The organism is Neobacillus sp. 204 (genome assembly GCF_046562815.1).
Classification (GTDB): domain Bacteria; phylum Bacillota; class Bacilli; order Bacillales; family Cytobacillaceae; genus Neobacillus.
This window is the reverse complement of sequence record NZ_JBJORY010000023.1, coordinates 21,695-46,158: the sequence shown is the minus strand read 5'-3', so window position 1 is coordinate 46,158 and position 24,464 is coordinate 21,695. Positions and strand designations below refer to the sequence as shown.

Sequence of the window (24,464 nt, the reverse complement as noted above, 5' to 3'; positions counted from 1 at the left end):
AAAAAGTGGTTAAAGATGGACTTAGATTGAATATCACGATTGATTCTAGGGCTATGAATTTTTTTCAAAGGGAAGCGCCACAGAAATTAAATGAAGCCAGAAAAAGGGCGGTTGAAGCTGCAGGGATGGTTTGGATTGTTTTGCTGGCAAGGGTATGTAATTGTTCTCGGCAAACGAGTTTAGGGGGTGTGCTATGAAAAAGATTCCGATTATTGAAAGTTTTTTATCTATCATTTCTTGTTGGTGGGCGATTGTTTTATTTAATCAGGATGATTTTTTTAGAGTGCCAAAAGTTTATGAAGGGTTAGCGGTCCTCGGTCAATTCGGCTGGGGATCAGTTTTTTTATTGGCGGCATTTCTTAAAATTTTTGGGATTTTAACTGAAAAAGCGAGGCTCCGAGAAATTGGTTTGATGTTTTCTACTTTATTATATGGATTGATTTGTGCCGGATATATTTTGAGTGGCGATGGAATGAGTACAGGCACGGGAGTTTATTTTGCTCTTTGTGTATTGGCCTTTTATCAGATCCGAGAGGTGAAGGCATATGCAAACTGAAATTGCAATTTTAAAAGAAAAGCTTATCTATTTTGAGCGGGAAAATGCGGATCTGAAAAAAGAGGTGAGGGAATTATGGAAAGATGTGGATGCGCTTGTGACTTCAAGAGAAACCATGTTGATTAAGCTTGATCAGATACAGAAACAACTCATGGATATTCAGGGAGCCGTAAACAAGGATTCCGGATGGCGCGGGTTTTTCATAGATTTTCTGAAGGCAGCAGCGCAAATTGCGGCGTTAGTAGGTGCAGGAAAATTCATATTCTAGGAGGTTTTAATATGGATAAAAAAGAGCATGATGCAAAAGGTGATTTGTCTGCGGAAGCCGTAACAGGGATTATTATTGATCCGGGTCATGGCGGTAAAGATGGTGGCGGCGGTACTAATCAGTTTTGGAAGGAAAGCAATTATGTTTTGCAGATTTCTCTTTATCAGTATAAGAGATTTCAAGAACTGGGTATTCCAGTAAAAATCACAAGGACTACGGATGTTTATTTGTCTCCAGATGAAAGAACCAAGATTGTTCGTAATTCTGGTATGAAGCATTGTATTAGCAACCATGTAAATGCTGGCGGTGGCGATGGGGCAGAATTCATTCACTCTATTTTCTCGTCCTCTAAAATGGCGGATCTGATGGCTGAGGAAATCAAAGCAGTAGGCCAGAATGTGCGAAGGGTGTTCACTCGTAAGCTGGATAACGGAAAAGATTATTATTTTATGCATCGTGAAACAGGTGCAGTTGAAACTGTTATTGGGGAGTATGGCTTTGCCGATTCTACAAAGGATGATGTGATCCAACTGAGGAATAACCAGATCAAATATGCGGAAGCAATCGTGAAAGCTTATTGCAGATATATTGGTAAGGCATATCAGCCTCCTTTCATTGAAAAACCGGTGCCAACGGTTTCAAATCCTGCTCCTTCAAATTCTACTCCTTCAAATACTGCGCCTTCTGGAAAGTTATATAAAGTTCAGGCTGGGGCATTTAAGGATGAAGCAGGGGCAAAGGCAAGAGTGGAAGCGTTAAAGAAAGTTGGATTTGATGCTTACTATATTCTTCAATAGGAGCTGATGAACATGGAACAAAAAGTAAATTGGAAATTGCGATTCCGAAATAAAACGTGGCTGGCTGGCTTTATTTCTCAAACTCTTTTATTAATCCAAGCGATTATATTTGGCCTTGAAGGGCTTCATGTGATTGATATAGATATGGAGCAAGCCAGAGGTTGGGAAGTATTCATTACGGGGATCGTTGATCTGTTTTTGGCTTATATGGCTTATCTGGGAATTGTCATTGATCCAACGGTTGAAGGGGTTGGCGATTCAGCTAGAGCTTTAACAAGGGACGAGCCTCTGCCAGATACCGAGAAAAATAACTTATATGTAAATAAATGAGTTGGCTGAAAAGAAAAATTAATCGAGTGCTTAGTTTCATCGTTGTGGCAATTCTCGAAAGGATAAAAAATGATTAGCAGCACATTCTATAATTAATGCTTCTTTGCATGCATTGATTTCCTCGCCCTAGCATGATTATGCTGGGGTTATTTTTTTGCCCACGAAAAAAACCCCGACCATGACAACGGGGCTTCTTTCGGTAAGTCAATCCAAAAATTGTTAGGAGTGAGTCAAATTTATATAAAGAGTATAGAAAAAAGTAAAAGGAGGAACCTTTTAGCGACTATGTTATCTATATTCCCCATTAAAATAGGAATGAAGATGGTTTTGATCAAGCTTTCAGTTTTCTTTCAGTTTTGGCTGCAAGATTGAACGTAAAATGGGAACTAAGATAGTAAGTGTTCCTCTCTTTGATTTTTGACGTCAAATCAAATAGGAAGTGATCCAATATATCTCCAAAAAAGTCGGTTATTCATCGGTGCCTGGCTTTTTTTGGGGATATTTTTGGTTATAATAAAAGATGGATATATTTTTTCTCGCTTTAGCCCTAGCCTTCTTGATCTGACTAATCAAGGGGGCTTTTTCTTGTGTAGTAGCGGATTTTCGTAATTAGGTGTATCTTTTCTGTTTTTGGTGTATATACTATGTAGAAACAAGATTTGTAGATACTCAGTATATACAAGGAAATTGAAAGGATGTATAATTGGAAATGAAAGACAATGAAGGAAAAGGCAGTAAAGAAAAAGGGGTTGAAATTATGACCGTTGCAGCAACCGTTCAAAAATGGGGAAACAGCTTAGCCGTTCGTATTCCTAAAGATGTTGCTGAAAGAGTGGAGATCCAACAAGGATCAGAAATGGAGATGAGAGTGATGGGCAACGAAGGAGTTATCACTTTAGTTCCAAAAAAACCAATCATAAAGTATACGTTGGAAGAATTATTAGCGCAATGCACTCCAGATCGAGCGCATGAAGAAATTGATTTCGGGATTAAGGGAGAGGAACTTATTTAATGTCAGTACCAGATCGCGGGGATTTTATTTATTTGGATTTCGATCCACAAGCTGGCCATGAACAAGGTGGTCGTCGACCAGCTATTTGTTTATCGCCAAAAGCATTTAATGAAGTAACAGGGTTTGCCTCTATCTGTCCAATCACAAGCACCAAAAGAGGTTGGGGTTATGAAGTCGAGCTCCCTGAGGGCTTGGCTTTTTCTGGTGTTGTTTTAACGCATCAAGTTAAAAATATGGATTGGCGGGCACGTGGTCCTTTTACGATTTATGGACAAGCTCCTCAAAGTGTCGTTGAAGATTGTTTAGCCAAAATACATACTTTCCTAGCTTAGTAGATTCTCTGTTTAAGAGGATCTTTTTTTATAGATTTATAAATTGTCAGAAAACTTCTGTCAAACGAAATGAAATGGGTAACTCACCGAGAGAACAAATTTAATTCGCTTAAAATGCGTTTCTCCGACACTACTATTATTTTGTCCAGGTGTGGGGGTTTTATACTCTATTTTGTTTGAAAGATACAAAATAGATATTGTGTCTCATTCGGTAAAATACCTTCAATCCTTTGTGGCTCTAAGCATAGACGATTTGTTCTCATATAGTATAATAATTGTATAAGACTTATTGAATCAAATTGTCTTATTGAATGAGACATATTGGATATTCTGGGGGAATGGCAATTGAAGAAGGTTCAACCTATTCGGGATCTTGCTAAAGTTGAAGAAGTGGCAAAAATTTTGAAAAAGCAAAGTGAACGAGATTTTTTCTTGTTTGTGATGGGTACTCAAACAGGATTAAGAATTTCGGATTTATTAAAGCTGCGGGTGTGTGATGTAAGAAATAAAACTCATGTTAGTTTAATAGAAAAGAAAACAGGGAAAGATAAACGGTTTTTATTAAATACAGCAGTTAGATCTTTAATTGCAGAATATATTGAGGATCTAAATGATGATGATTATTTATTTGCATCAAGGAAAGGTAGCAATAAACCGATTTTAAGGCAAAGAGCTTATGCAATCTTAAATGAAGCAGCAAAGAAAGCTGGACTTGATGAAATTGGAACCCACACATTGAGGAAAACGTTTGGTTATCATTTTTATCAAAGAAAAAAAGATGTTGCTATGCTTCAACAATTATTTAATCATTCAGCTCCAAGTGTTACTTTGAAATATATAGGTATTACACAGGATTTGCAGGATAAAGCAATGGAAGATTTCGATATTGTTGATTGGAGTGCAATTTGATCTGAGGGAAATAGATAAGGCGCTGGAGGGTTTCTATATAAAGATTAAGCCGAAGGGCTCCCCTACCCTCGTCAGTAGGTCGGGAGCCTTTTCACTTCGGATTATGTCCGATATCTATTATATCTATATATATGAAAGATTGCATGAGAGAGGATTATTCCTCTCTTTTTTTTGCCCAAATTGGAAGAACTCACTAGCTCAATAAACGCTGACAGAGAACGAAATTCACGGCATTATATAGGAGTAGTCAACATTAACAAAAACATTAACATTAATAATAATAAGGAGGAAACAAGATGGTTAAAGCATATAGATTTTATTTCTTTACTTGGGAAGGAAAAATGATCGAGGATATTTTTGAAACCGAAGAAGATGGTTTTGAGTTTGGAGAGAATTATGAATTAGATTACTTCAAGCATGAATCTTATTATGTTGAAGGTGGTATTCGTTGATAAAAACGGTAAAAATTAGCGGGCTTACAAATTGAGAACTTTACGGCATGATAAAAGAGTAATGTTAATAATAATATTAATATTAATAATAACTAATAAGGAGGTGAATTAATTGAACACCCAAAAGATCGTTGAAGATATGATTAAAAACGGTTTTACGAAGGAAGAACTTGAAAATGTCGCTATGCGTTTAATAAAAGCATCAAAGCAATATGGTGAATTAAATGTATCTATTAATTATGGAACTAAAGAAGTAACTATTAAAGCAGTAAACTAAAAAACTAAAATTATTGGAGGAATTTATAATGGCTAAAAAATATGTTGAAATTGATGGAGTAAAAATGGAAGTTAAAAAGGCAAAAAAACCTTTCTATAAAAGAGTTTGGGTATGGGCTTTAGGTATTGTGATTATTGCTGGTATTGCAAGTGGTGGAGGAAATGATGATAAGGTTTCAACTGGAGCAGATGGTGGAGCAAAAACTACAGCTTCTAAACAAGTGGATGATGGTTCTAAAAAGTTTAATGCAGGTATTTCTACGACTGTTCAAGGTTTAAAAATTAATGTGGCAGAAGTGATAATTCAAGAAGATAAAATTGTAGTTGGTATGAACTTTGAAAACTCAATTCAAAATAAATTATCATTCTATCCTGATCAAGGAAATGCCATTATTGGTGATATGCAATTAGGAGCTAATATGTTTATGGGCTCAGGTGAAGTTTCAGGTGATATTAATCCTGGGATTAAAATGGACGGTACGGTTGAATATTTAGCACCAGAAGGTAAAAAGATTGATGTGAAAAATGTAAAGGAAATTAAGCTTGATATGGGCCAAGTATATAATGAAGATACTTATAATGCCGATGATGTAGTTATTACAATTCCAGTGAAATAAGGGGGCGATATGCCCTCTTTTTTTTGGCTATTTTCAGTGTTTATTCGGTAGAAATTGGACTGCTAACATGTTGGTATAAACGCGTTAATATTAATAATGTAATCAACAACATTAATAATAATATTAATATTTATATAGGAGGAAATAAAAATGACTTTTAAAAAATGGATTTATACGTTGGTAGAGGAAAAAGGTTTAATGGCTCATGATTTTACGGTTACTTCAAATGGATTAACTCATTTTATTGAAATGGAATTTCTATTAGATTTTCTTTCAGGAATGGATAAAGCAAATCAAAAGCAAATCAAAGATATTTTAGTGAAGATAGACTTCATGAACGGAGATATTCTCCACTTCTTAAATCATTGTGCGGAAGGTTATATAAAAACAAGTGAAGAAATGGGGGCTTTTTAAGATGATTAGTATCGTAGAGTTTAAAAAAGGCGGTTTGCAAGGATCTATTATTGAAGGAACCAACGGCTATTTCACGGCTGTTGGTGGGTCCTTTTCAAAGGATTTTAAGACGTTTAAAGGTGCGGAAAGATTTATGATCAAAAAGGGATATGAAAGAGCTTAAGGTAAAAACTGCCGGCTCTTTTTTTAAATTTATCACGATAAGATGAAAAAGAATTAAACAACAAAGGAGATTATCAGCATGACTAAAAATAAACGATTATCCGTTAATTATATTCCATTGAAAACAAATTTGAAGGTGAATCAAATAGGACCGGCTTTAAAAGGTGAAGAAAATGAGCCTAAAACGTTTTATGTTCATTTTACTAAAGAACAAGCTCAGGCTATGCTTCCGAATTTTACACTGGCAGCTAGTGAATGGGATGGATTTACTTTATCCTTTTTTAGAGATACGAATACGGCAACCATAACCACTCAGGCGAAAGAAATAGATCCAGAGCTTGAGGAAACAGTGAAAAAATTGATTAAATTAAAGAAGGATCATAAAAAGAAATATTCAAAATAGAGCCTATGAGAGGGCTCTTTTTTTATGGTTTCGCCTATAATTAGAAGTACATAAAACGAGAACTTTTTGCTGACTTTTAATGATTAACTCGATAGAATATAAGAGTAGTCAATATTAATAAAAACATTAACATTAACATTTATATAAGAGGAAACAAAAAGAGGGGTAGAGTCAAAGTCAGATTAACAAAAAAGTTACTTTACACATATGAACATTCGTTCTATTATAAACATATGCATATGTTTATAATAGAGTGTACTTTACTTAAAGGGAGCATTGAATAGAAATGGATTGTTTGAAGTTGGCTATTCAAGAAGTTGAAAATTTAAATTCTGACGAGAGGTTTTTGGTCAAAGACTTATTTAAAGGTTATGAATGGAATCGTTTAGCTATTGGTGATAGACGTTCGCTAGGTGCATTATTTTTACATGAAGTAAAATATGGGGAATTAAAAGAAAGAATACAAGTTGGAATTAAAAGCAGCGCAAATCAGCAACAATATATCAAAAAGTAATATTTTGATATATTAACCAACTTAGAAAAAATGACCTGTTATTTAAGGTTAAGAAAAAAGATAGAGATTCTGGAATTAAAAGTAAACTTTCATTGACTTCCAGTAACTTTGTGTTATTATCTTTTGTTTAAACAGGATTTAATAGATTATTAGCAGGTGATATTTTTGAAAGTTAAAAAGCATAATATTATTGATCTTTTTTGTGGGTGTGGTGGATTTTCTTTAGGATTTGAACAAGCTGGGTTCAATGTCCCATTAGGTGTAGATATATGGAGTGATGCCCTAAAAACATTTAAAGAAAACCATCATAATACAGAAGTTTTAGAAGCTGACCTTTCCGAAGTAAACCCTGCTGATTTATTGTCAATAGTGGGTTTAAAAAAAGAAGATGTATCAGTTATCATAGGAGGTCCTCCATGCCAAGGATTTTCTGTATCAGGAAAGCGTGAAATTGATGATCCAAGGAATAAATTATATAAAGCATTCGTGAATACTGTTGATTATATTAAGCCAAAGATATTTATAATGGAGAATGTACCTGGATTAGTAAGACTCTTTAATGGTCAGGCAAAAGAACAGATACTGAAAGAGTTTGAAAATGTGGGGTATAATGTAAGTTATAAAATTCTTACAGCTGCAGATTATGGTGTACCACAAACACGAAAAAGAGTCTTTTTTGTTGGATTAAGAAAAGATTTATTCGAATTTCCATTTGACTTTTTTGAATTCCCTCAACCAACTCATGGACCAAATGGGGTTCAACCCTATATTACAAGTAAGGAAGCTATTGATGACCTTCCACTTTACAATGATAATGAGAGAGGAGAAGAAGGGATTAATTATCCTAGTGCCCCTAATAATGAATATCAATACTTGATGAGAGAAAATAGTAAAGCAATATTTAACCATATCCCTACCATTCACAAAGAACAGACCAGAGATATTATTTCAATGGTTCCTGATGGTGGTAATTATAAAGATCTTCCTAAGGAATTGTGGGAAACTCGAAAGGTAAATATTGCTTGGACAAGGATGGACAGCAAAAAACCATGTTTTACTATAGATACAGGGCATAACCATCATTTTCATTATTTAGCTAATAGAGTTCCTACTTGTCGGGAATCAGCTAGAATTCAATCTTTCCCAGATGATTTTATTTTTACTGGAACAAAAACGAGTCAATTAAAACAAGTTGGAAATGCGGTTCCTCCACTACTATCAAGAGCTATAGCCAACAAGATCTTGGAACTGTTGGATACGGAGGCTATTAACAATGAGTTACAACCCAGCACGACAGTTTAGATGTACTATTATCCGAGGAAAAACTGCGAATGCAGATAATTTATTACCAGCATACGCTAAAATCATTTCTGATATATGTCCAGTCACAAAAGAAAGCTTTGCTGAATTGTTTAACAACAGATTAACTGAAATATTGGGTGATAGTACAAAAAAAACATTGGACAATCATAGAACTGAAATTGCCGGCAAGTTATTTGGAATGTATTATGAGGATGAACATGGAGTAATTATATCCTCAGAAAGAACCGAAAAGTTACTAGAAGATTCAGATCAACCTGCTTTTTTTAAGGATATATGTTTTAAATTTCAATTTCCTAATGGAATGGACAAGATTGATAAGGTAATGGAAAAGATTAATAATGGAATCTCCATTAGGCAATTTCCTTTTATATTAAAGCTCTTGTTATTAGCAGAGAACAAGGGATATAGATTAACCAAGAATGAAGTTGGGTATTACGTATTAAACTCATTAGATGCACTTCAAGGCAATGTTGATCCATTACACATTCTTGATTTCATCATTGCTGATAGAGAATCTGGGATTATAAAAAAAGTTTCTGAACCGGGAAAGGCTTCTTCCTACTCAGTACAACATATAAATGAGCAATTAAATTATCTTGAGTTGGCAAATTTAATAAGAATTGATAATAGAGTAATATCATTGAACCAAAGGGAAAATGAATCTATAAGATTTATGGCAGATTTCTGGAACAGTGAACCTGAATTCGATATAAATGAATACGATTTGAATGATCCAGACGAGCGAAAACAGTTTTATTTTGACTGGCAGTTATATTATTCTAGTTTAAATGATGAAACGAGATTTAATACATCTATTGAATCTTTAAATATTCCGTCGCAAGGAACTGGTAATGCTACAACCGGTGTTGACACAAATGTAATTGGGGAAGAAGGAGAAAACTTTGTCCTTGCATTTGAAAAGAATAGAGTTGCTTCTTTCGATCAACGATTAGTACGAAAAGTAATACATTTGGGTAATACAAGAGGTTTAGGATTTGATATTCAATCTGTTATAGCAGAACCAGGTGAGTTTGCTGAATTTGTTAAATATATTGAGGTTAAAACTACAAAAAGGGTAACTGTGCCAGATCCGAATGACTCTAGTTGGATAGATACTGTAAATCTAACAAGAAATGAATGGATTGCTGCTGCACAACACAGGGGGTATTATTCAATATATAGAGTCTATCTGACCCCTGAAAGAGTAACTGTTTTTACTATTAATGACCCCTTTTCAAAAGATAGTGAAGGAATAATAAAATGTAAACCGACAAATTACCGATTGGATTTTAGCAATTCTGGAATTGATGGGGTGTTGACTGGTTAGGAGGTATTTTATGAAAGTAGTTTCGTTATTTGCTGGATGTGGTGGTGGTGATTTAGGTATCCAAGGTGGATTTAAATTTTTGGATAAGCACTATGACCGTTTACCTTTTGAAGTTGTTCTGGCTAATGATATTGATAAAAAAGCTTTAGAAACTTATTCTAAAAATTTTGGAACAGAACATATTATTTGTAAAGATGTAAGGGAACTTGACACAAAAGAATTACCAAAACAATATGATTTGCTTTTGGGTGGGTTTCCGTGTCAATCTTTCAGTACAGTAAATCCAACTAAGGACCCTTACGATGATCGAGCAAATTTATATCGTGAGATGGTAAGAATTCTTCACGAAACTCAACCTAAATTTTTCATTGCAGAAAATGTAAAAGGATTTTTGACCTTAAAAAAAGGTGCAATATTTAAAAGGGTAACAGAGGAATTTAAAAAAGCAGGGTATATTCTTTCGCATAAATTAATTAATGCAGCTGACTATGGTGTTCCACAGAAGCGAGAAAGAGTGTTTATTGTTGGAGTTAGAGAAGATTTAAAAAGAGGATACTTTTTTCCGGATGAAACCCATTCACAATTTGTAGAGGAAAATAAATTAAAATGGGAGCCATTAAATAAAGTAATTGATAGCCTTGTGCCTGACGATCCAAAATATTATTTCTCAGAACGAGCTGTAGAAGGTATGAAAAAGGCAAAAAATAATATGAAACGTGGATTATATCAAGATTTAAATGGACCTTGTCTCACAATAACAAGCCATCTTGCAAAAGTAAGCTTAAATTCAAGGGATCCTGTTCTCTTAGTTAATCCAGATAAAGAACTTTATAGAAGGTTCACACCAAGGGAAGCAGCAAGGATTCAATCGTTCCCAGACTCTTTTGAATTTGAAGGAACGCAGGGGGATGCATATAGACAAATAGGAAATGCTATTGCTCCAGTCGTTATGTGGCATATAGCAAATAGCCTAGCTGAACAATATGCAAATGAAGTTAATGAACAAAAAAATGAATTATCAATTACAGATAATAATAATCAATTAGAGTTTGTTGTATAAGATTAAGCATCTAAAAATCTGATTATAAAAATTAAGGTGATTCTGTTGATATGTAAATGTGGTGGAATTTTATCTGTAATACGAATAGAGGAATATCCAGAAAACATAAAAGATAAAATCAACTATGACCGTCTATGTGATGTTGAATGTCTATCATGTGGACAAATTTATTACAGTCAACCATATGACTTCGGAAAAAAAATTAATAAAGTAAAAAATTTAACACAAGACCGTCAATAGACGGTCTTTTTTGTACTGTGTATTATTTAGCGCCCTTTGATAGCCTTGTTCTCATTTTTTGTATTTTTCACTGACTTTATCGAATTTACACGTTAGAATGTATATGTAGTTAATAATAACAAAAATATTAATATTAACATTAATAAAGGAGAGATAAATAATGGAACACTTATTAATTATTGTAAATGGTGGTAAGGAACACATTGTTATTAAATCTGATTTAAGTGAGAAATTCGATGGAATTAAATTCAATGATCCTATGAGTTTTATTAATCACTTAAATGCTAAATATGGAATTGGAAACTATGAACTTAAAAATGTTTAAGGGGGCAAAAATTATATGAAATTGATTAATGTGACTAAAGGTAAAGTTCATATTTCAAAGAATGGAAAAGATCAGAGTTTATGCGGACAAGCGCCGTGGTCTAATCCAGTAACGTTTTTTAGTGGAGAATTTGAGGAAGTAACGTGTAAGCGTTGTAAGAAAGCAAAAGTGCAATTAGGGGGTAATTTAGAGCGATGATTCAATTTTTTCAAACGATGATGGGGAGAAAATTTTATGAAAGGGATGTTCCCCATTTAATTAGAGCAATAGAAAAGCTGTCTGATCAAGTGGAAGAAATGAATAAACGATTGGAGAAACTCGAAAAGGAAGGCAAATAAGGCCTTCTCTTTTTTTATGATTATAAATGTTAATATTAATATTATTATTTTAGTTGCTTTTTGTTTAGAAATAACAATGAAGGAATTTGTACCTTATGGGGGAAGGGTCCAACAACCATAAGGTACAATTCTGCGGGCCATGAGAGCGGTCGAATGGCTGTTCTTTTTTTTATGGAAATTTCCCAAATAGAGAACAAAATCAAGTACAATATTAATAGAGATTAATCGAGTTAATGGAATTAATAAGAAAGTATGGGAGAAGGCTCTTATGATGCAATTTGAGGATGATCGGAAGAAAAAAGAAGGTAGCAGGCCTAATAGTTTGCTAATGTTCTGTGAATGTTGTGAAACTCAGTGGGATCGCTGGGATATAGATGTGGTAGAACCGGATGAAAAGGTTTTTGGAGTGAATAAGCTTTTAAAGGATTTTGATGAAGAAGAAGCTGCTTTTAATTTTGCTTGTCCGGTGTGTGTAACAAGATATAATTTGAAGCCTGTTCAGACGGAACAAGCCAATAAATTCAGATATAGAAATGAAAAGCTGAAAGAAGTTGTCCTGGGAGTAATGATTCAATGATTGAAGTCAGATTGCGCGGTTTATTAAAGGATCTTGATGCAATGGTGGATACATTAAAACAAAACTATGATGTTATTTCTGTTTCAAAGCCTTATAGGGATAAAGATTCTTCACTGTATCGGGTTTATATAAAAATAGAGGCTATAGAAGTGTTAGGTTAATAAAATGAGAAAAAAAACACACCAAGAATTTTTAGCAGAAGTTAATGAATTAGTTGGAAAAGAATATGCAGTTTTGAGTGAATATAAAACTGCGATAATAAAAGTTAAAATAAAACATAATTTATGTAACCATATATATGATGTAAGTCCTAATGCTTTTTTAAATGGAAATAGATGTCCTTTATGTGGAGATAAAAAAAGAATACAAACCAAAACAAATACCCATGAAGAATTTATAAATAAGGTTAAAAAAATCATTGGATATGAAGAATATAAAGTTATCGGAAAATATGTAAGGTCAGATATAAAAATAGAGTTCTATCATGAAAATTGTAAAAAGATATTTAAAATGCTACCTAAAAATTTTTTACAGGGAAAAGGATGTCCATTTTGTGCAGGGAATATAAAAAAAGATTCTTCTCGCTTTAAAAATGAAGTAAAAGAATTGGTGGGATTAGAATATTCCGTTTTAGGTGAGTATATTACTGCTAAAACGCCTATTAAAATAAAACATAATTTATGTGGGTATGAATACGAAGTTCAACCAACAAAATTTTTAAATAACAGAAGATGTCCGAGATGTTCTCATAGAGAGGGATTTGAGAAAAGAACAAAAACTCATCATATATTCCTTGATGAAGTATTTAACCTTGTGGGCAATGAATATGAAGTAATCGGAAAATATATCAATGCTAATACGAAAATAGAAATGAAACATAATAATTGTGGTCATAAGTACAGAGTGTTACCACCGAATTTTATTTCAGTTGGAGCAAGGTGTCCGAAATGTAATGCCTCAAAAGGGGAAACAGCTATTGCAAATTGTTTAAAAAAGTATAATAAAAATTATAAAACCCAATTTAAATTTAAAGATTGTAAATATAAGCAAATGCTGCCTTTTGATTTTATTGTTTATAAGAAGGATGGTTCTTTCGTTTTAATAGAGTACCAGGGCGGACAACATTATGAATCAGTAGAACATTTTGGCGGTGAAAAAAGATTTAGGTTGACACAAAAAAGAGACAAAATTAAAAAAGATTATTGTGAAAAAAATAATATTCCTTTAATCATTATTCCATATTGGGATTATGAAAATATAGAAAAAATATTATTAAAAAAAGTATTGGGTTAACTCGATTAATGTCGTTAATCGTTGTTATATCAAGGTTTTGAATGTTAATGTTAATAGGAGGTTAATAGAATGCCAACAGTCGGCTTTAATGTATCGGAAGAATATAAAGATCATGTTAAACAGCTTATTGCAAATATGGGGTTGGACTCTGAACCGGGAACTTGGTTTAAAAAAGCTGTTTCATTGATGGAGCTACAAAACATTCAAGAAGGATCCGAGTTTGCCGAGGATCTGAAAGAATTTGAAGGCCATGCTCTACGATTATATGAAATTATGGATAATATCGTCAAACGGTCCTTATATAAAAGGGATGATGCTGTTAGAAAAGTTCAGCAGGAGTTAGATCAAAAAGAACAGCAAGTAATCGAATTACAGGAAAAAGCAAGAGCGGCCAATGAAGCTGCTAAAGATGCCCGAGAATATGCGAAAAAGATTGATGAAGCAAATGATGGGTTATTAAAGCAATTAAATCAGGTACAAGCAACCAATGATTCTAATGCTATTATTATCAAGCAATATCAAGAAAAGATTGATGATTTATCAGGCATTATTACCGAATATAAAGGCTATAAAGAAGAAAACGACCGGCTTAAAAAGGAACATGCAACGGAAATAAAGGAAATGGAATCTGCATGGGAAAAGGCTGAGGAAGAAGCAGCTGCTTTCAAAGATCAAGTTAGAGCTTTACAGTATGAGCTTAAAGCAAAAGATGTGGAGCGGGATAAAGCTGTTCTGCAGGTCCAGTCTCAATTGCAAGCAAAACTTCAATCAGCCAATGAAGAATATAATGATTCCTTAAAAGGCTTATATGAGGAAATTAATAAGCTGAAAAGTGAGCTTTTTGAACAAAAGGATTTTGAGGCCCTTTTGAAACAAATTGAAATAGAAAATGAAAAGCGATATGGTCCTTTTAGAGATTTAGAAGGAAATGAAAAAAAGGAAGATGATGCATCATGAGTCCAATTCAATAACATGATTTTAGTGGGACTTTATTCTAAAAGCTAATGATCAGCTTGTAATTGAAAGGTATTAAGGAGGGGCTATGAACATTACCATCGAGGTCCATTACAAAGCTAACAGCAAGTTAATGCAAAGAGCCTCCTTTCCACTCCGAGGCAGAAAGCCTGAACAATTAGCGTTAGAGTTTTGGAAAAGTATAAAAAGAGAAATGACTAGCCATGTGGAATTAGAAGAAGTGCTTGCAGCTGGCGAGGATATAACGCAGCAGGTAAAGGATATGGAACATGAAGAATTGTTGAAAATAATGAATGATGATTTACCTTTTTAAAGCCCCCTTTTGAGGGCTTTTTTATTTCACAAATATGCCACAAGGTATTTGTCATTTTTTGTCTAAATAACAAATATCAAATAATAAGGGCGTGAAAAGCAATGAAAGTTGGGGATAAGAAAACATTTGTTTATATGCCTTGGTTAGGTTTCATTGAAGCTGGTGACACCATGGAAGAGACTATGAGAAGAATACATGAAGAGGAAGCAAAGAAAGAAATAGAAGATAAAAAAATGTTGAGAAGGTTGAAGAAAGCAAATCCAGGTAAAAATATTAAGAAAATCGGAGATAGTTGGTTAATAAGCGAAGCCCCTCTTGATTAAGGGAGTATAGTAGCGGAACGAAAAAAACCTTTCGAGATCATCGAAGGGTTTTTTGCAGTTCATCAGGAGCTGGAAGGCCGTGATCAACAAATGATTGAAACATATCTTCAATCTCATAATAGTTTTCAGTAGATTCTGAAATACTATGTTTCTCTTGGATTTGCGTTATTCTCTCTTTGATGTGTTGCTTTAATACAAGATCTTGAAAACATGGCACAAAAAGACAGGTTTTTCGCAAGGGTCAAGCTCCTCTCAGCTGGTCTATGTAGAACTAACGTTCGACTATTTGAGAAATATTTTAACATATAAATACATTTTAAGCTAGAATCAAACAAATTGCTAGATTTTCAGATAATTTTATTCGCTATTCGAATGATTTTTTCTTCGACAAGTATTGTCGGAAGAAGGATTTATATGCATAATAGAAAAAGAGGACTTCCCTCAATTGGAAAATCCTCTGTAAAAAAAGTACACGATTTGCGAATTTTGGTGTATAATGAAAACAATTTAAAATACATAGTGAACAGCAAAAATCCCCTTAAGCTAGCACCGACCAAAGTTTTAGCTTAAGAGGATCCCGGTTAGGTTCCCCAATCCATTTAAGGAATAAGGTATTTTTTTGTTGCTTTATTAACAATAATATTTATGTATATTATATCTTATGCGGGTGAAGTTCGCAATAGGTATGATTTTTAAATATTGCCTTTTTTGGTAGTTTTATATGGGAATTTCTAACTCTTTGCTTTCCTATGATCACAATTAGGAGAAGAAAGGGTTTTTTGTCGTGGCTAAAAAAGAGAAAGAAGAATTGGATTTAAAGGCTCCAAAAGGAGATCGTATTAACGGGAAAAAGGCTTCGGCCAATCAATATATCCATTTTTATGAGTTTTTGCTTTATGATCCGTTATATCGTGGAATGTCAGAAAAGGCTAAAGTCTTATATTGCTTTTTAAGAAAAAAAGCGGTCAATAATAAGAATTTAACTGAATTGAAAGAAGCTGGTGATGAAGATGTTACGAGATCTTATCGCGACAAAAATGGAGAAATTTTTGTGATCGCTGATAATGCGGAATTATCTATTATTCTTCAGTGCCATTATAACAGGGTTAAAGGTCCAAGGGATGAATTGAAGGCTTATGGCTTATTGGAAGAAGTTCCTCAGTTTCAAAAAGCAAGTCATTTGTATGTATTAACACCAAAGGAAGATACTTTGGCTGAAACATGGCTGCATATCGAAGAAATGAAAGTATTAAGGCAAAAAATTAAAGATGAAAATAAGGCTAAAGCTGAAAAGCGTAAAGCTAAGTTGGAGAAAGAAGCTAAAGAATCCAGTAACGAAGCAGACTTTTCTAATAACCAACAAAACGCTAGTTATAATAACCAACAAAATGTTAGTTATAATAACCAACAAAACGCTGGACAAATTATTAATCTAAAAGGTTCTAAATCTTTATCTAAAGGTTTAAATAATAATTTAAATAGTTTAGAAGAAGAAGGGCCTCCGGCTAATGAATATAAATATCAGTTTTCAGAAACGGAATTAAAACAAGCTTATTCATATATTGCTCCACAATTTATGGAAACGTTAATGGAGTTTAATTTTGATGATGATTTTAGAGATCGACTAGTTTTTTATATGTATCAAAAGAAAATTGAATATTTTGCTCCATCCGAATATCGCAGTAAACGGAAAGAGATTGAATTAAATGATTTTAAAGATAAAAAAGGTAAGAAGATTCATGATTTGGCTTTATATGTGGTCAATGGCATTAAATTGATCCGTGAAAGCAAAGGTGATGATCGTCGAGCTTATCAGCTGGAAAAAGCGAAAAAGCTAAGTAAGAAGCAAAAAGAACAAGCTAAAGAAGCGAAGAAGAAAACAGAATCAGTGCCGTTTTATAACTGGCTGGAAGCTAACATTGAAGCCAATGAAGTTCAGGATAAGCCAAGGTATGCTAAATCCAATAATTCTAGTTATCAAGGAACGGATATTAATAAATTAAAAAATCTTAGAAATCCGGATAATAATCGTGCTAGAGATTTAGAGGATCCTGTGAATTTTGATATTGATGAAGATGTGCCTTTTTAAACGGTAGTATTCACCATCAGATTGTTTATTTAAGGCGCGGTAAAATAGATTAGGAGCCTTCTTCGGAGGGTTCTGAAAATATTCGGAAGGTGTGGAATTAATTAATGAGTAAAAATATAGAAAAGATACCTTTACCAACTTATTTGTTTCAACAAGGAATTGTTAAATTTGATCTTGAGTTAAATTCTTTAGGTGTTTTGGTAACTTTGGCTGGTCATGCTGATGGTGAACAGACATTTGATGAATTTGTTAAAGAAATGAGTACACATGGTCCAAGAGAAGAAGATAAGCTTACTCCGTTTGAAATAAAAAGATTAATCAAAGACGCTGAAACTAAGGAACTTGTTAAAGTTATTAAATATAAAACTTATTATTCTATTGAATGGTTGCCAAAAGCTTTTGGAGAGGGAATGAACGAAGAATGAAACCTGTTTTAGATATATTGTTTCCTGTGACTGTTACAGCAAACCAAGATGGAAACGAGAAAGAGTATTATCTTATTCAGGATCGTCATGGCTATATTTGTAAGAGTGATGAAGTCCTAGATATATTAGAAAAAGCGGTAGCCTTTTATAAAAGGGAAGATATAAACGACTGGATTGAACGTGAAAATCAAAAAACAAGTATTGAATTATATTCTTCATATAATTTTGATGTGGATTTTAAGAAAAATAAAGCCGGAAAATTTATGATTCCTTCTCCACAAATGAATTATAAAGAATTTAATTCAAAAAAAGCGCATTGGGGCTTTAAATGTGGTTGGTGTGAAAGTAAAGTTTCCAGTAAAACAAGTAAAGGTTATTACACATTAAGTTTTCCTCATATTCAAAATTTGGAACATGGTGAATTTGTCAGAGCTTGTTCTAAAGAATGTGGAGCATTGATTTGGAAAGATACTTTTAAGCATTGGATCCATGATAATGATTATCAAGATTTATTTGAATAAATAGCCAGGGCTTTGTCCTGGCTTATACATAAGGAGTGGCAGCCATGAATTATTATTTGGTCGATTGGGAACGATCCTTGAAATTGGGGCGTGTTTTTTATTGGCGTTCTGGACAGACCGGTTATACGACTTTACTTGAGGAAGCAGGATTATACAATGAAGCGGTTGCGGCTCGAATCTGTGAGGAAGATTTTGATCAGCGTACGACCATGGTTAGCGAAAAAGTCGTAAAAGGTATTTTTAAGAGTACATAATGAGAACTTTTTTTACCTAAAATTATATAATTTGAGAACTTTTCTCGATATAATAGATTTATATAGGCGTAAGGCGAGCGGTACGGTCAGCAGTGCGGTCTTGCGGCGGCAGTGCGGTCAAAATCGTTAAAAAATAAGTCGAAGTTCTCTTAAAGGAGTTCAGCTTATTTTCTTGAAGTTTATAATGATGATAGATTCTTAAAAAATGAATGGGGGAATTTCGTGTGTCGGCGAAAGTAATTACTATTTCTCTCCAAAAGGGGGGAGTAGGCAAAAGTACCACTACCGGTATTCTTGCTTACTTAATGGCTCAGGAAGGTTTTAAGGTATTAGTGGTTGATATGGACAGCCAAGGCAATGTGAGCGATCTTCTTTTGCAGTTTGATGATATTGAAGATATTAATGGCAGCACGATCATTCAAGCGTTTGAAGTAGGGAATATAAAACCGTTTATTCATAAGACGGATCATCCTAATATTGATGTAGTGCCAGCTGATGATTTCTTGGCGACTTTAGCAAGATTGCTTTATACGGATTCATTATATAGGAATGAAAACGCGAATATAGCTTTGCATAATTTATTAGAGCCAATTAAAGATGGTTATGATTATATCTTGATTGATACGCCTCCTAGCCTGGGAGAAGCGACTGCGAATAGTCTTGTGGCTTCTGATTATGTAATCGTGTTGGCAGAGGGCTCTAAATGGGCATTTACAGCGATTAAACGCTTTTTGGGTACAGTTGACCATGCTAAGGTTGTAAGAGGGCATGAAATAGACGTTATGGGCATTTTAAGGACTATGACAGATTCAAGGCGTTCGGATATGAAAGCGTATGTGGAAGTAATTGGGGAGCAGTATTCTGAGTTAATCTTCGATACAATAATAAAGAGGAAAGCGGCAACCGGCCGTATTTCGATAGAAGGTTTATTTAATAATCCTGAAATTAAAGATGCTTTGGATCAATACTATAAGTTTTATGCAGAAGTGAAGCAGCGTCTGGGGGTGACAGTCAATGGCTAAGAAGTTATCTATACAGGATAAGATCCGTGAACAGGCGGACCGAGAAAAACAGAAAAAAGATGCTGAACAAAAAGCTCTTTTAAATGAAAAAGAAGGTGGAAATCCGGTGTCAGTTGTAGTTTCAGAACCAAATGTTAACAATAATAATATTGAAGATATTAATATTGATGCAATTATTAACCAAAACAGAACGACGAAATCAGATAAGCAAATGGTGGGCATTTATTTTGATCCAGATGTGAAAAAGGCGTTGGAAAAATACCAACGTAAAGAAGGTAAAGGAGCAAAATCTTCTTTATTGAATGATCTGGCTAGAGCAGCGATGAAGCAAAAAGGATTTTTGTAAAAATTATCTGTCATATTAAGGGAAGGTTCACAAATTGTGAGCCTTTTTTCTTATTTTTCCTTTTTTTTGAGAAAATGTTGAGTTTATGGTTTCACTAATTGCGAACTTTCTTTATACTAGAAATGGAGGAAGTACTCATGATGTGTACTTATTGTTGTAAGTCGTTTTCAGAAAGCGAATTAAAGCCCATGAAATACGATGATAATCCTAAATTAAAAAGGGTGTATTGTTCTCGATGTCTTCCAGAAGTGGAGGATAATCACTGGACGTTGCCATGGGTTAAAAAGCAATGGAGGGAAAAAGAGTAATGTATACTGAGCGTCAAGCGATTCAGGATGAACTTCACGATAACAGAAGGCAAGTGCAAGAGTTGAGGGAACGTAATGCCGATTTACTTAAGAGATTAAGAGAGATTGATGAAAGAGATATGAAAGATGAAGTTTCATATGATGCTTTAAATTCTCTCACTACTAGTTTAACTGAGGTAATAGAAAAAATATCTGATCTCATTCCGTTTGTGCCGGCAACGGCTGTTATTGAGCATATAGCTAATCAAATGAATGAAGCAGGCGTGGAAGTAACAGTGGAAAATACGGAAACTGAGCCAAAAACAGTGGTTCAAGAAGCTGTGAAACAAGCAGCGCAAGACGATAAATTACATAAGAAGCCAGCTCAATATTTCAGTGCGGAGCGTACGGCTTCTGTGATCAAAGATATTATTTTAGAGACCGGAAGAATCAAAACAAGAGATTTGGAAGCTGAGTTTTATAAGCGTACCGGGAAGAAATATGTGAACTTTTCTGAACAGATCAGAAAAGCCATGGAGCAATTTCCTTCTATTGAGCGAGTGGGCCGTGGTGCGTATACAGTGAAGAAGAAAAATGAGAAGATAAATCCCATCTTTTTAAATAATGTTGAAAATACAGAAAATGAAGCAGCTGTGATATAATAAATATAGGATCTTTTGTTGACGTGCCGACACACGAATACAAAGAAAAGAAGTAGTCCAACCTGGCGAATGGGTTTGGGCTATTTTTTTGTTTATTGGAAGTTCTCGGTAAGTGAATAAAAGACGCTGACAACCCCCTAATAGTACGACAGAATTGTAAGAGTAATGTTAATAAAAACATTATCATTAATATTATTAGGAGGAATTGAATAATGAAAAAATATATGGTGAAGATCGTGGAAACTTTAACTTATGAGATCGAGGTTGAAGCGGATGATCGTGATATGGCTGAAGAAAAAGCCTGGGATTCATTTGAGTTTAAAAACAATCTCCATAAAGATAATGATGCAGTAGTGGAAGATGTTGAGGAAGTTGAAGATGAAGAAGTGAAGGAAGCCGTTTAATGGCTTCTTTTTGTTGCTCTTTTCATGGTAAAAATCGGTCGCATACGAATGTTAATAAAAACGATAATATTAATATTAACAAATAAGAAATGGAGTTGATATAAATGGGTTTTTGGATAGCACCAGTTCAAGATATAGAGCATATTCAAGAAAGAGGTAAAAAGGATTTTAGGAAGGTTCATGGTTTTAATCCGGAGCATATAAAAGCCGGTGACTGGATTCTTTTTTATAAAAGCAAGGTGGGCGTTATTGGCCATGCTCGGATTATTTCTGATGTAATCATAGATAATACGATTCAAACTGATCCGAATTTTATGGATTGGAACTATTTCGCTGATGTAGATTGTATTAAGAAATATGAAAAGCCTATTTCTTTAGAGGATAAAGATTTTAGGAATCAGTTAGATTGGTATGAAGGAAAGAAGCATGATGTTAAATGGGCCAATTTAGTGATTAGTGGGCGAGAAATTACTTTGCATGATTTTATATTGTTATCTCATGGAGTTTAAAAGCTGGAGCATAATTGCTTCAGTTTTTTTTCAGTTTGTTAGATGCTAGGTGTGGTAGTTTTAAGGTGCGGTGCGGAAACACCGTTTGCTATTGCTAGATTCTAGTTGTGTTTGATGCTATGTTTTTCTAGTTTGCTTTAAAATGGATTATCTCGAAGAAAGGTTTTGTCCGACTGGGGGGCAAGGCCTTTTTTCGTTGGAAAAATCTAGCGTACTCCCAAAATAGCAATATCACGACATAATATAAATATAAACATTAATAATAATATTAATAAGGAGATTGATAGAAATGACACAATATGGTAAAGAACTTAAATTTAAAGAGCAGTTCGGTAAGAATTTAACGAAAGATATGTCTTTAGAAATTGAAGGCGATGATGCGACGGTTTATGGAGATAAAGGAAAAGACTTTTTCGAGTGGACTGGTTCAGAGTGGAAATATCGTGGAAGTAAGGAGTGGTAAAAAGATGGTTTATAAAGTGACGGTAAAAAAATGGTTGGATGATTCGGTTCAGATCAAGAAGGTTGAAAAAACTAATTTAAAAATCAAGAAAAAAATTCCACAAAGTGAGGAAAAATAATGAAATTATATATGGTTATGACAAACGGTAAAAAAATTGAAATGGAAAAAAAGAAAAATATGAAAGCTGAAAAATGGATAGAAAATTGTATTACTTTCTTAAAGGTAAATCCAGGGTTTTCAAGGATTGAAAAAGAAGATGGTTCGATTTTAGCAGAACGGTAGAGATCAATCTCTATCGTCTTTTTTTTCCCATTCAGGGAAATGAAATGGTACAATAAAGTTTAATGGTATTCTTTTTGAGAACGTTTTATCATATGCCAGAGCCAGAGAAGTAGATGGGGGAAATATGAAGAACTTTACAGAAGATTTTATGCTTCATAATCTGAGTAAAAGGGTCATTGATTTTATTAGAGAATTAGAACAGCCTCATAGAAATTCAAATAAGCTTGATCTGTCAGGCCATTTGGAACGACTTTATAGAACAGGTGAATTTTCTAAACAGGATTATTTGTTTGCGAAAGCACGTGTTTTGTTAAATAGATTTTGTTATGAAGTTGAAGAACATATTGGTAGAGGGGCCATGACAGGATTCCTTTTTTACTGTCAGGATCGGAAGCTGCTTTGCTATGGAGCTGGGGCAAATTATCCTCAAAAATTGAAAGAGTATTGTGTTCGCCAACCTCCTTCATTAGATTTAGAAACGGATTTGCATTATAAGGATGAAGTTTTTAGATTGGATGATATTGAGGATTGGCCAGAGGATCATGATGATCACGGTTTTTTGCCCGTTTATCGAGCAAGTGGTGTGAAGTCGGGGCTAAGCAAGCGTATGCGTTTGAATGGCTTTACATTCGGTACATTTGAAGTGTATTTCGATCATTATGATAGAGTGACGGATGAAGAACTTTTGTATATTCGAGAAAAGCTCCAACCACTGAAAGAAAAGCTTTATCATATTCGAGAGGAAATGATAGAAGCTTTGGATCACACGATTGATCGTATGGGGTTAGAAAATTTTACGAATAATAAAGCAAGATTTTTATCCGTGGCTACGGGGGGATTTGCTTTATCCTTATTAGAAATACTACCTTCTGTGATGTAGAAGGTAGTTTTTTTTATGTTATCCAATATGATGGTTTGATAAGTTTTTTCTGGAATCTTGTTTATCTTTGACCCGTAATTCAAGAAGCTGTCTTATGACATTAATTTCATCTTCTCTAAGTGGTTCTCCATCCCAATGCAACGTGTGGCTGTTTAAGATTTTTCTCATATTAGAAGATTCATTTTGTCTACCGTAAAGATCATCTACTGTCACTTCATAAAGATCGGCAAGTTTTTCAATTACTTCTGGAGAAGGTTTACGGGTTTCCTTCTCATAACAACTTACGGCTACTCCAGTAAGAGATAGATAGTCTCCAACTTCTTTCAAAGTCATCTTTTTTTGTTTTCTCAACTCTTTTAATCTTTGTCCAATCTCCACTTTTTCACCTTCTTTATAGGTATAATGTAATGTTTATCTGGGAAAAATCAACGTTTTTGTTTAATTCTATTGCGGAATCAAACAGATTGCTAATATACTAGATAATGGAATAGTTCTCTATTTGTTTTACTTTATGTTAATAGTTTATCAAAAAGTTAGCAAATTGCGAACTAATAAATGTAAATTTATTGTATAGATTAATAGTAATAATTTTGTTTAGGTTTGTGATTGCATAAAAAAATAAACCTTTATATAAAAGATCAAAAAAATAAAACTAGCTTTTTATTTATTTTAATGTTGTTGAATCTGATTCGTTTCTGTTTCTGAATTTCTATCAGTTTGAGGATCCATTTTATAGATTGTATCTAAATACTTTAATAGAAGTTCTAAATCATCGTTTGTTAATTTTCTGCCTTTATAATGATAATCAGGTTCTTTTAAAATCTTCTCAATGTCTTTAGAAGGTTTTGTTGGTGTTTTAACATCCGTTATTCCAAGAATATAATCTGTTGATGTATAAAATATTTCAGCTAGTTGATTAAGTACTTTGATTTTTGGTTTTCTAAAACCCTTCTCATATCCTGCTATGGTAGATTTCGCCACACCGATTTTTTCCCCAAGTTCTGATTGATTCATACCAGCTGCTTTCCGTAGTTCTTTAAGCCTTTGAGCAAACATGCTCCATACCCCCATTAACGAATTCTTAAACGTTATTTAATCAAATAATAACACAAAAATTCTCGATTAGTGATTCAAAGTTTACAAAAAGAGTATTTTAATTATGTTATACCACAAATAGAGAACTT

Annotated in this window: 42 protein-coding genes; 39 read left to right on the top strand and 3 right to left on the bottom strand. The window is 33.8% G+C overall.

From position 1 onward, the window contains the following. The first annotated feature begins 5 nt into the window (after positions 1–5). The 27 genes from ACJ004_RS28190 to ACJ004_RS28060 all read left to right on the top strand — a co-directional run bounded on the left by ACJ004_RS28190 (position 6) and on the right by ACJ004_RS28060 (position 15,136). Complete coding sequence (locus ACJ004_RS28190) at positions 6–197, top strand: hypothetical protein (protein WP_410896400.1); 192 nt, start codon at positions 6–8, stop codon at positions 195–197. Then, a complete protein-coding gene (locus ACJ004_RS28185) occupies positions 194–556 on the top strand; it encodes a hypothetical protein (protein ID WP_410896399.1) in 363 nt (120 codons plus the stop codon). The genes ACJ004_RS28190 and ACJ004_RS28185 overlap by 4 nt, the downstream gene beginning before the upstream one ends. Continuing rightward, positions 546–824 (top strand): hypothetical protein, encoded by a 279-nt coding sequence (locus ACJ004_RS28180; RefSeq protein ID WP_410896398.1) that lies wholly within the window; start codon positions 546–548, stop codon positions 822–824. The genes ACJ004_RS28185 and ACJ004_RS28180 overlap by 11 nt, the downstream gene beginning before the upstream one ends. Before the next feature lie 11 nt (positions 825–835). Next, positions 836–1,621, top strand: a complete 786-nt coding sequence (locus ACJ004_RS28175; RefSeq protein WP_410896397.1) for an N-acetylmuramoyl-L-alanine amidase — start codon at positions 836–838, stop codon at positions 1,619–1,621. A 12-nt stretch (positions 1,622–1,633) separates the two neighbouring features. Then, on the top strand, positions 1,634–1,951 hold the full coding sequence (locus tag ACJ004_RS28170; protein WP_410896396.1) for a phage holin: 318 nt from the start codon (positions 1,634–1,636) through the stop codon (positions 1,949–1,951). 757 nt (positions 1,952–2,708) lie between these two features. Further along, on the top strand, positions 2,709–2,963 hold the full coding sequence (locus ACJ004_RS28165) for an AbrB/MazE/SpoVT family DNA-binding domain-containing protein (RefSeq protein WP_410896410.1): 255 nt from the start codon (positions 2,709–2,711) through the stop codon (positions 2,961–2,963). After that, the gene (locus tag ACJ004_RS28160) at positions 2,963–3,295 is read left to right on the top strand and encodes a type II toxin-antitoxin system PemK/MazF family toxin (protein ID WP_410896395.1); all 333 of its coding nucleotides are present in this window, start codon (positions 2,963–2,965) and stop codon (positions 3,293–3,295) included. The genes ACJ004_RS28165 and ACJ004_RS28160 overlap by 1 nt, the downstream gene beginning before the upstream one ends. Before the next feature lie 345 nt (positions 3,296–3,640). After that, positions 3,641–4,204 (top strand): site-specific integrase, encoded by a 564-nt coding sequence (locus tag ACJ004_RS28155; RefSeq protein ID WP_410896394.1) that lies wholly within the window; start codon positions 3,641–3,643, stop codon positions 4,202–4,204. A gap of 296 nt (positions 4,205–4,500) precedes the next feature. Beyond that, the gene (locus ACJ004_RS28150) at positions 4,501–4,656 is read left to right on the top strand and encodes a hypothetical protein (protein WP_410896393.1); all 156 of its coding nucleotides are present in this window, start codon (positions 4,501–4,503) and stop codon (positions 4,654–4,656) included. A gap of 112 nt (positions 4,657–4,768) precedes the next feature. Continuing rightward, complete coding sequence (locus ACJ004_RS28145; RefSeq protein ID WP_410896392.1) at positions 4,769–4,933, top strand: hypothetical protein; 165 nt, start codon at positions 4,769–4,771, stop codon at positions 4,931–4,933. A gap of 28 nt (positions 4,934–4,961) precedes the next feature. Next, positions 4,962–5,549 carry a hypothetical protein gene (locus ACJ004_RS28140; RefSeq protein WP_410896391.1) on the top strand — a complete coding sequence of 196 codons (588 nt, stop codon included), beginning with the start codon at positions 4,962–4,964 and terminating at the stop codon, positions 5,547–5,549. A 150-nt stretch (positions 5,550–5,699) separates the two neighbouring features. Further along, the gene (locus ACJ004_RS28135; protein ID WP_410896390.1) at positions 5,700–5,963 is read left to right on the top strand and encodes a hypothetical protein; all 264 of its coding nucleotides are present in this window, start codon (positions 5,700–5,702) and stop codon (positions 5,961–5,963) included. A 1-nt stretch (position 5,964) separates the two neighbouring features. Then, entirely contained in the window at positions 5,965–6,126 is a 162-nt protein-coding gene (locus ACJ004_RS28130) for a DUF1391 family protein (protein ID WP_410896389.1), read from the top strand. A 78-nt stretch (positions 6,127–6,204) separates the two neighbouring features. Continuing rightward, positions 6,205–6,528 (top strand): hypothetical protein, encoded by a 324-nt coding sequence (locus ACJ004_RS28125; protein WP_410896388.1) that lies wholly within the window; start codon positions 6,205–6,207, stop codon positions 6,526–6,528. 301 nt (positions 6,529–6,829) lie between these two features. Next, positions 6,830–7,042: a single-stranded DNA-binding protein gene (locus ACJ004_RS28120; RefSeq protein WP_486348394.1), complete on the top strand. Its 213-nt coding sequence runs from the start codon at positions 6,830–6,832 to the stop codon at positions 7,040–7,042. Between the two features lie 165 nt (positions 7,043–7,207). Next, positions 7,208–8,344: a DNA cytosine methyltransferase gene (locus ACJ004_RS28115; protein ID WP_410896386.1), complete on the top strand. Its 1,137-nt coding sequence runs from the start codon at positions 7,208–7,210 to the stop codon at positions 8,342–8,344. After that, positions 8,316–9,692 (top strand): protein NO VEIN domain-containing protein, encoded by a 1,377-nt coding sequence (locus tag ACJ004_RS28110; RefSeq protein ID WP_410896385.1) that lies wholly within the window; start codon positions 8,316–8,318, stop codon positions 9,690–9,692. The genes ACJ004_RS28115 and ACJ004_RS28110 overlap by 29 nt, the downstream gene beginning before the upstream one ends. 10 nt (positions 9,693–9,702) lie before the next feature. Further along, a complete protein-coding gene (locus ACJ004_RS28105; RefSeq protein ID WP_410896384.1) occupies positions 9,703–10,752 on the top strand; it encodes a DNA cytosine methyltransferase in 1,050 nt (349 codons plus the stop codon). Between the two features lie 400 nt (positions 10,753–11,152). After that, on the top strand, positions 11,153–11,317 hold the full coding sequence (locus tag ACJ004_RS28100; RefSeq protein WP_410896383.1) for a hypothetical protein: 165 nt from the start codon (positions 11,153–11,155) through the stop codon (positions 11,315–11,317). A 15-nt stretch (positions 11,318–11,332) separates the two neighbouring features. Continuing rightward, positions 11,333–11,515 (top strand): hypothetical protein, encoded by a 183-nt coding sequence (locus ACJ004_RS28095; protein WP_410896382.1) that lies wholly within the window; start codon positions 11,333–11,335, stop codon positions 11,513–11,515. Then, entirely contained in the window at positions 11,512–11,655 is a 144-nt protein-coding gene (locus tag ACJ004_RS28090; protein ID WP_410896381.1) for a hypothetical protein, read from the top strand. The genes ACJ004_RS28095 and ACJ004_RS28090 overlap by 4 nt, the downstream gene beginning before the upstream one ends. A 271-nt stretch (positions 11,656–11,926) precedes the next feature. After that, a complete protein-coding gene (locus ACJ004_RS28085) occupies positions 11,927–12,232 on the top strand; it encodes a hypothetical protein (RefSeq protein ID WP_410896380.1) in 306 nt (101 codons plus the stop codon). Further along, positions 12,229–12,393: a DUF3970 family protein gene (locus ACJ004_RS28080; protein ID WP_410896379.1), complete on the top strand. Its 165-nt coding sequence runs from the start codon at positions 12,229–12,231 to the stop codon at positions 12,391–12,393. Before ACJ004_RS28085 ends, ACJ004_RS28080 begins: the two co-directional genes overlap by 4 nt. 4 nt (positions 12,394–12,397) lie before the next feature. After that, a complete protein-coding gene (locus tag ACJ004_RS28075) occupies positions 12,398–13,525 on the top strand; it encodes a PDDEXK family nuclease (protein ID WP_410896378.1) in 1,128 nt (375 codons plus the stop codon). 69 nt (positions 13,526–13,594) lie between these two features. Beyond that, on the top strand, positions 13,595–14,482 hold the full coding sequence (locus ACJ004_RS28070; protein ID WP_410896377.1) for a hypothetical protein: 888 nt from the start codon (positions 13,595–13,597) through the stop codon (positions 14,480–14,482). A gap of 85 nt (positions 14,483–14,567) precedes the next feature. After that, positions 14,568–14,813 (top strand): hypothetical protein, encoded by a 246-nt coding sequence (locus tag ACJ004_RS28065; RefSeq protein WP_410896376.1) that lies wholly within the window; start codon positions 14,568–14,570, stop codon positions 14,811–14,813. A gap of 101 nt (positions 14,814–14,914) precedes the next feature. Next, complete coding sequence (locus tag ACJ004_RS28060) at positions 14,915–15,136, top strand: hypothetical protein (RefSeq protein ID WP_410896375.1); 222 nt, start codon at positions 14,915–14,917, stop codon at positions 15,134–15,136. A gap of 37 nt (positions 15,137–15,173) precedes the next feature. Here ACJ004_RS28060 and ACJ004_RS28055 read toward each other — a convergent pair whose 3' ends face one another. After that, on the bottom strand, positions 15,174–15,353 hold the full coding sequence (locus ACJ004_RS28055; RefSeq protein WP_410896374.1) for a hypothetical protein: 180 nt from the start codon (positions 15,351–15,353) through the stop codon (positions 15,174–15,176). A gap of 567 nt (positions 15,354–15,920) precedes the next feature. On the opposite strand from ACJ004_RS28055, the gene ACJ004_RS28050 reads away from it, so the two are divergent. The 12 genes from ACJ004_RS28050 to ACJ004_RS27995 all read left to right on the top strand — a co-directional run bounded on the left by ACJ004_RS28050 (position 15,921) and on the right by ACJ004_RS27995 (position 23,280). Beyond that, on the top strand, positions 15,921–17,225 hold the full coding sequence (locus ACJ004_RS28050) for a hypothetical protein (RefSeq protein WP_410896373.1): 1,305 nt from the start codon (positions 15,921–15,923) through the stop codon (positions 17,223–17,225). Between the two features lie 104 nt (positions 17,226–17,329). Beyond that, complete coding sequence (locus tag ACJ004_RS28045; protein WP_410896372.1) at positions 17,330–17,650, top strand: hypothetical protein; 321 nt, start codon at positions 17,330–17,332, stop codon at positions 17,648–17,650. Beyond that, a complete protein-coding gene (locus tag ACJ004_RS28040; RefSeq protein WP_410896371.1) occupies positions 17,647–18,171 on the top strand; it encodes a hypothetical protein in 525 nt (174 codons plus the stop codon). The genes ACJ004_RS28045 and ACJ004_RS28040 overlap by 4 nt, the downstream gene beginning before the upstream one ends. Before the next feature lie 44 nt (positions 18,172–18,215). After that, positions 18,216–18,425: a hypothetical protein gene (locus ACJ004_RS28035; protein ID WP_410896370.1), complete on the top strand. Its 210-nt coding sequence runs from the start codon at positions 18,216–18,218 to the stop codon at positions 18,423–18,425. 224 nt (positions 18,426–18,649) lie between these two features. Continuing rightward, a complete protein-coding gene (locus ACJ004_RS28030) occupies positions 18,650–19,447 on the top strand; it encodes a ParA family protein (RefSeq protein ID WP_410896369.1) in 798 nt (265 codons plus the stop codon). After that, positions 19,440–19,793, top strand: coding sequence for a hypothetical protein (locus ACJ004_RS28025; RefSeq protein ID WP_410896368.1), 354 nt, complete (start codon positions 19,440–19,442; stop codon positions 19,791–19,793). The genes ACJ004_RS28030 and ACJ004_RS28025 overlap by 8 nt, the downstream gene beginning before the upstream one ends. A gap of 307 nt (positions 19,794–20,100) precedes the next feature. Then, entirely contained in the window at positions 20,101–20,742 is a 642-nt protein-coding gene (locus tag ACJ004_RS28020; protein WP_410896367.1) for a hypothetical protein, read from the top strand. Between the two features lie 212 nt (positions 20,743–20,954). Then, positions 20,955–21,146: a DpnD/PcfM family protein gene (locus tag ACJ004_RS28015; protein WP_410896366.1), complete on the top strand. Its 192-nt coding sequence runs from the start codon at positions 20,955–20,957 to the stop codon at positions 21,144–21,146. Positions 21,147–21,250: 104 nt separating this feature from the next. After that, complete coding sequence (locus ACJ004_RS28010; protein WP_410896365.1) at positions 21,251–21,655, top strand: EVE domain-containing protein; 405 nt, start codon at positions 21,251–21,253, stop codon at positions 21,653–21,655. A 289-nt stretch (positions 21,656–21,944) separates the two neighbouring features. Beyond that, positions 21,945–22,118: a hypothetical protein gene (locus tag ACJ004_RS28005; RefSeq protein ID WP_410896364.1), complete on the top strand. Its 174-nt coding sequence runs from the start codon at positions 21,945–21,947 to the stop codon at positions 22,116–22,118. Between the two features lie 117 nt (positions 22,119–22,235). Then, entirely contained in the window at positions 22,236–22,400 is a 165-nt protein-coding gene (locus ACJ004_RS28000) for a hypothetical protein (protein WP_410896363.1), read from the top strand. A gap of 124 nt (positions 22,401–22,524) precedes the next feature. Next, positions 22,525–23,280: a hypothetical protein gene (locus ACJ004_RS27995; protein WP_410896362.1), complete on the top strand. Its 756-nt coding sequence runs from the start codon at positions 22,525–22,527 to the stop codon at positions 23,278–23,280. 18 nt (positions 23,281–23,298) lie between these two features. Here the strand turns inward: ACJ004_RS27995 and ACJ004_RS27990 are convergent, their stop codons facing one another. Continuing rightward, a complete protein-coding gene (locus ACJ004_RS27990) occupies positions 23,299–23,658 on the bottom strand; it encodes a helix-turn-helix domain-containing protein (protein WP_410896361.1) in 360 nt (119 codons plus the stop codon). A gap of 291 nt (positions 23,659–23,949) precedes the next feature. Next, positions 23,950–24,336, bottom strand: a complete 387-nt coding sequence (locus ACJ004_RS27985; protein ID WP_410896360.1) for a helix-turn-helix domain-containing protein — start codon at positions 24,334–24,336, stop codon at positions 23,950–23,952. Positions 24,337–24,464: the final 128 nt, after the last annotated feature.

Excerpts from the sequence above, each read along its gene's own strand:
- ACJ004_RS28185 (WP_410896399.1), top strand. The coding sequence starts at position 194 with ATGAAAAAGATTCCGATTATTGAAAGTTTTTTATCTATCATTTCTTGT.
- ACJ004_RS28180 (WP_410896398.1), top strand. The coding sequence starts at position 546 with ATGCAAACTGAAATTGCAATTTTAAAAGAAAAGCTTATCTATTTTGAG.
- ACJ004_RS28175 (WP_410896397.1), top strand. The coding sequence starts at position 836 with ATGGATAAAAAAGAGCATGATGCAAAAGGTGATTTGTCTGCGGAAGCC.
- ACJ004_RS28170 (WP_410896396.1), top strand. The coding sequence starts at position 1,634 with ATGGAACAAAAAGTAAATTGGAAATTGCGATTCCGAAATAAAACGTGG.
- ACJ004_RS28165 (WP_410896410.1), top strand. The coding sequence starts at position 2,709 with ATGACCGTTGCAGCAACCGTTCAAAAATGGGGAAACAGCTTAGCCGTT.
- ACJ004_RS28160 (WP_410896395.1), top strand. The coding sequence starts at position 2,963 with ATGTCAGTACCAGATCGCGGGGATTTTATTTATTTGGATTTCGATCCA.
- ACJ004_RS28150 (WP_410896393.1), top strand. The coding sequence starts at position 4,501 with ATGGTTAAAGCATATAGATTTTATTTCTTTACTTGGGAAGGAAAAATG.
- ACJ004_RS28140 (WP_410896391.1), top strand. The coding sequence starts at position 4,962 with ATGGCTAAAAAATATGTTGAAATTGATGGAGTAAAAATGGAAGTTAAA.
- ACJ004_RS28135 (WP_410896390.1), top strand. The coding sequence starts at position 5,700 with ATGACTTTTAAAAAATGGATTTATACGTTGGTAGAGGAAAAAGGTTTA.
- ACJ004_RS28130 (WP_410896389.1), top strand. The coding sequence starts at position 5,965 with ATGATTAGTATCGTAGAGTTTAAAAAAGGCGGTTTGCAAGGATCTATT.
- ACJ004_RS28125 (WP_410896388.1), top strand. The coding sequence starts at position 6,205 with ATGACTAAAAATAAACGATTATCCGTTAATTATATTCCATTGAAAACA.
- ACJ004_RS28110 (WP_410896385.1), top strand. The coding sequence starts at position 8,316 with ATGAGTTACAACCCAGCACGACAGTTTAGATGTACTATTATCCGAGGA.
- ACJ004_RS28105 (WP_410896384.1), top strand. The coding sequence starts at position 9,703 with ATGAAAGTAGTTTCGTTATTTGCTGGATGTGGTGGTGGTGATTTAGGT.
- ACJ004_RS28100 (WP_410896383.1), top strand. The coding sequence starts at position 11,153 with ATGGAACACTTATTAATTATTGTAAATGGTGGTAAGGAACACATTGTT.
- ACJ004_RS28095 (WP_410896382.1), top strand. The coding sequence starts at position 11,333 with ATGAAATTGATTAATGTGACTAAAGGTAAAGTTCATATTTCAAAGAAT.
- ACJ004_RS28090 (WP_410896381.1), top strand. The coding sequence starts at position 11,512 with ATGATTCAATTTTTTCAAACGATGATGGGGAGAAAATTTTATGAAAGG.
- ACJ004_RS28085 (WP_410896380.1), top strand. The coding sequence starts at position 11,927 with ATGCAATTTGAGGATGATCGGAAGAAAAAAGAAGGTAGCAGGCCTAAT.
- ACJ004_RS28080 (WP_410896379.1), top strand. The coding sequence starts at position 12,229 with ATGATTGAAGTCAGATTGCGCGGTTTATTAAAGGATCTTGATGCAATG.
- ACJ004_RS28075 (WP_410896378.1), top strand. The coding sequence starts at position 12,398 with ATGAGAAAAAAAACACACCAAGAATTTTTAGCAGAAGTTAATGAATTA.
- ACJ004_RS28070 (WP_410896377.1), top strand. The coding sequence starts at position 13,595 with ATGCCAACAGTCGGCTTTAATGTATCGGAAGAATATAAAGATCATGTT.
- ACJ004_RS28065 (WP_410896376.1), top strand. The coding sequence starts at position 14,568 with ATGAACATTACCATCGAGGTCCATTACAAAGCTAACAGCAAGTTAATG.
- ACJ004_RS28060 (WP_410896375.1), top strand. The coding sequence starts at position 14,915 with ATGAAAGTTGGGGATAAGAAAACATTTGTTTATATGCCTTGGTTAGGT.
- ACJ004_RS28045 (WP_410896372.1), top strand. The coding sequence starts at position 17,330 with ATGAGTAAAAATATAGAAAAGATACCTTTACCAACTTATTTGTTTCAA.
- ACJ004_RS28040 (WP_410896371.1), top strand. The coding sequence starts at position 17,647 with ATGAAACCTGTTTTAGATATATTGTTTCCTGTGACTGTTACAGCAAAC.
- ACJ004_RS28035 (WP_410896370.1), top strand. The coding sequence starts at position 18,216 with ATGAATTATTATTTGGTCGATTGGGAACGATCCTTGAAATTGGGGCGT.
- ACJ004_RS28025 (WP_410896368.1), top strand. The coding sequence starts at position 19,440 with ATGGCTAAGAAGTTATCTATACAGGATAAGATCCGTGAACAGGCGGAC.
- ACJ004_RS28020 (WP_410896367.1), top strand. The coding sequence starts at position 20,101 with ATGTATACTGAGCGTCAAGCGATTCAGGATGAACTTCACGATAACAGA.
- ACJ004_RS28015 (WP_410896366.1), top strand. The coding sequence starts at position 20,955 with ATGAAAAAATATATGGTGAAGATCGTGGAAACTTTAACTTATGAGATC.
- ACJ004_RS28010 (WP_410896365.1), top strand. The coding sequence starts at position 21,251 with ATGGGTTTTTGGATAGCACCAGTTCAAGATATAGAGCATATTCAAGAA.
- ACJ004_RS28005 (WP_410896364.1), top strand. The coding sequence starts at position 21,945 with ATGACACAATATGGTAAAGAACTTAAATTTAAAGAGCAGTTCGGTAAG.
- ACJ004_RS28000 (WP_410896363.1), top strand. The coding sequence starts at position 22,236 with ATGAAATTATATATGGTTATGACAAACGGTAAAAAAATTGAAATGGAA.
- ACJ004_RS27995 (WP_410896362.1), top strand. The coding sequence starts at position 22,525 with ATGAAGAACTTTACAGAAGATTTTATGCTTCATAATCTGAGTAAAAGG.
- ACJ004_RS27985 (WP_410896360.1), bottom strand. The coding sequence starts at position 24,336 with ATGTTTGCTCAAAGGCTTAAAGAACTACGGAAAGCAGCTGGTATGAAT.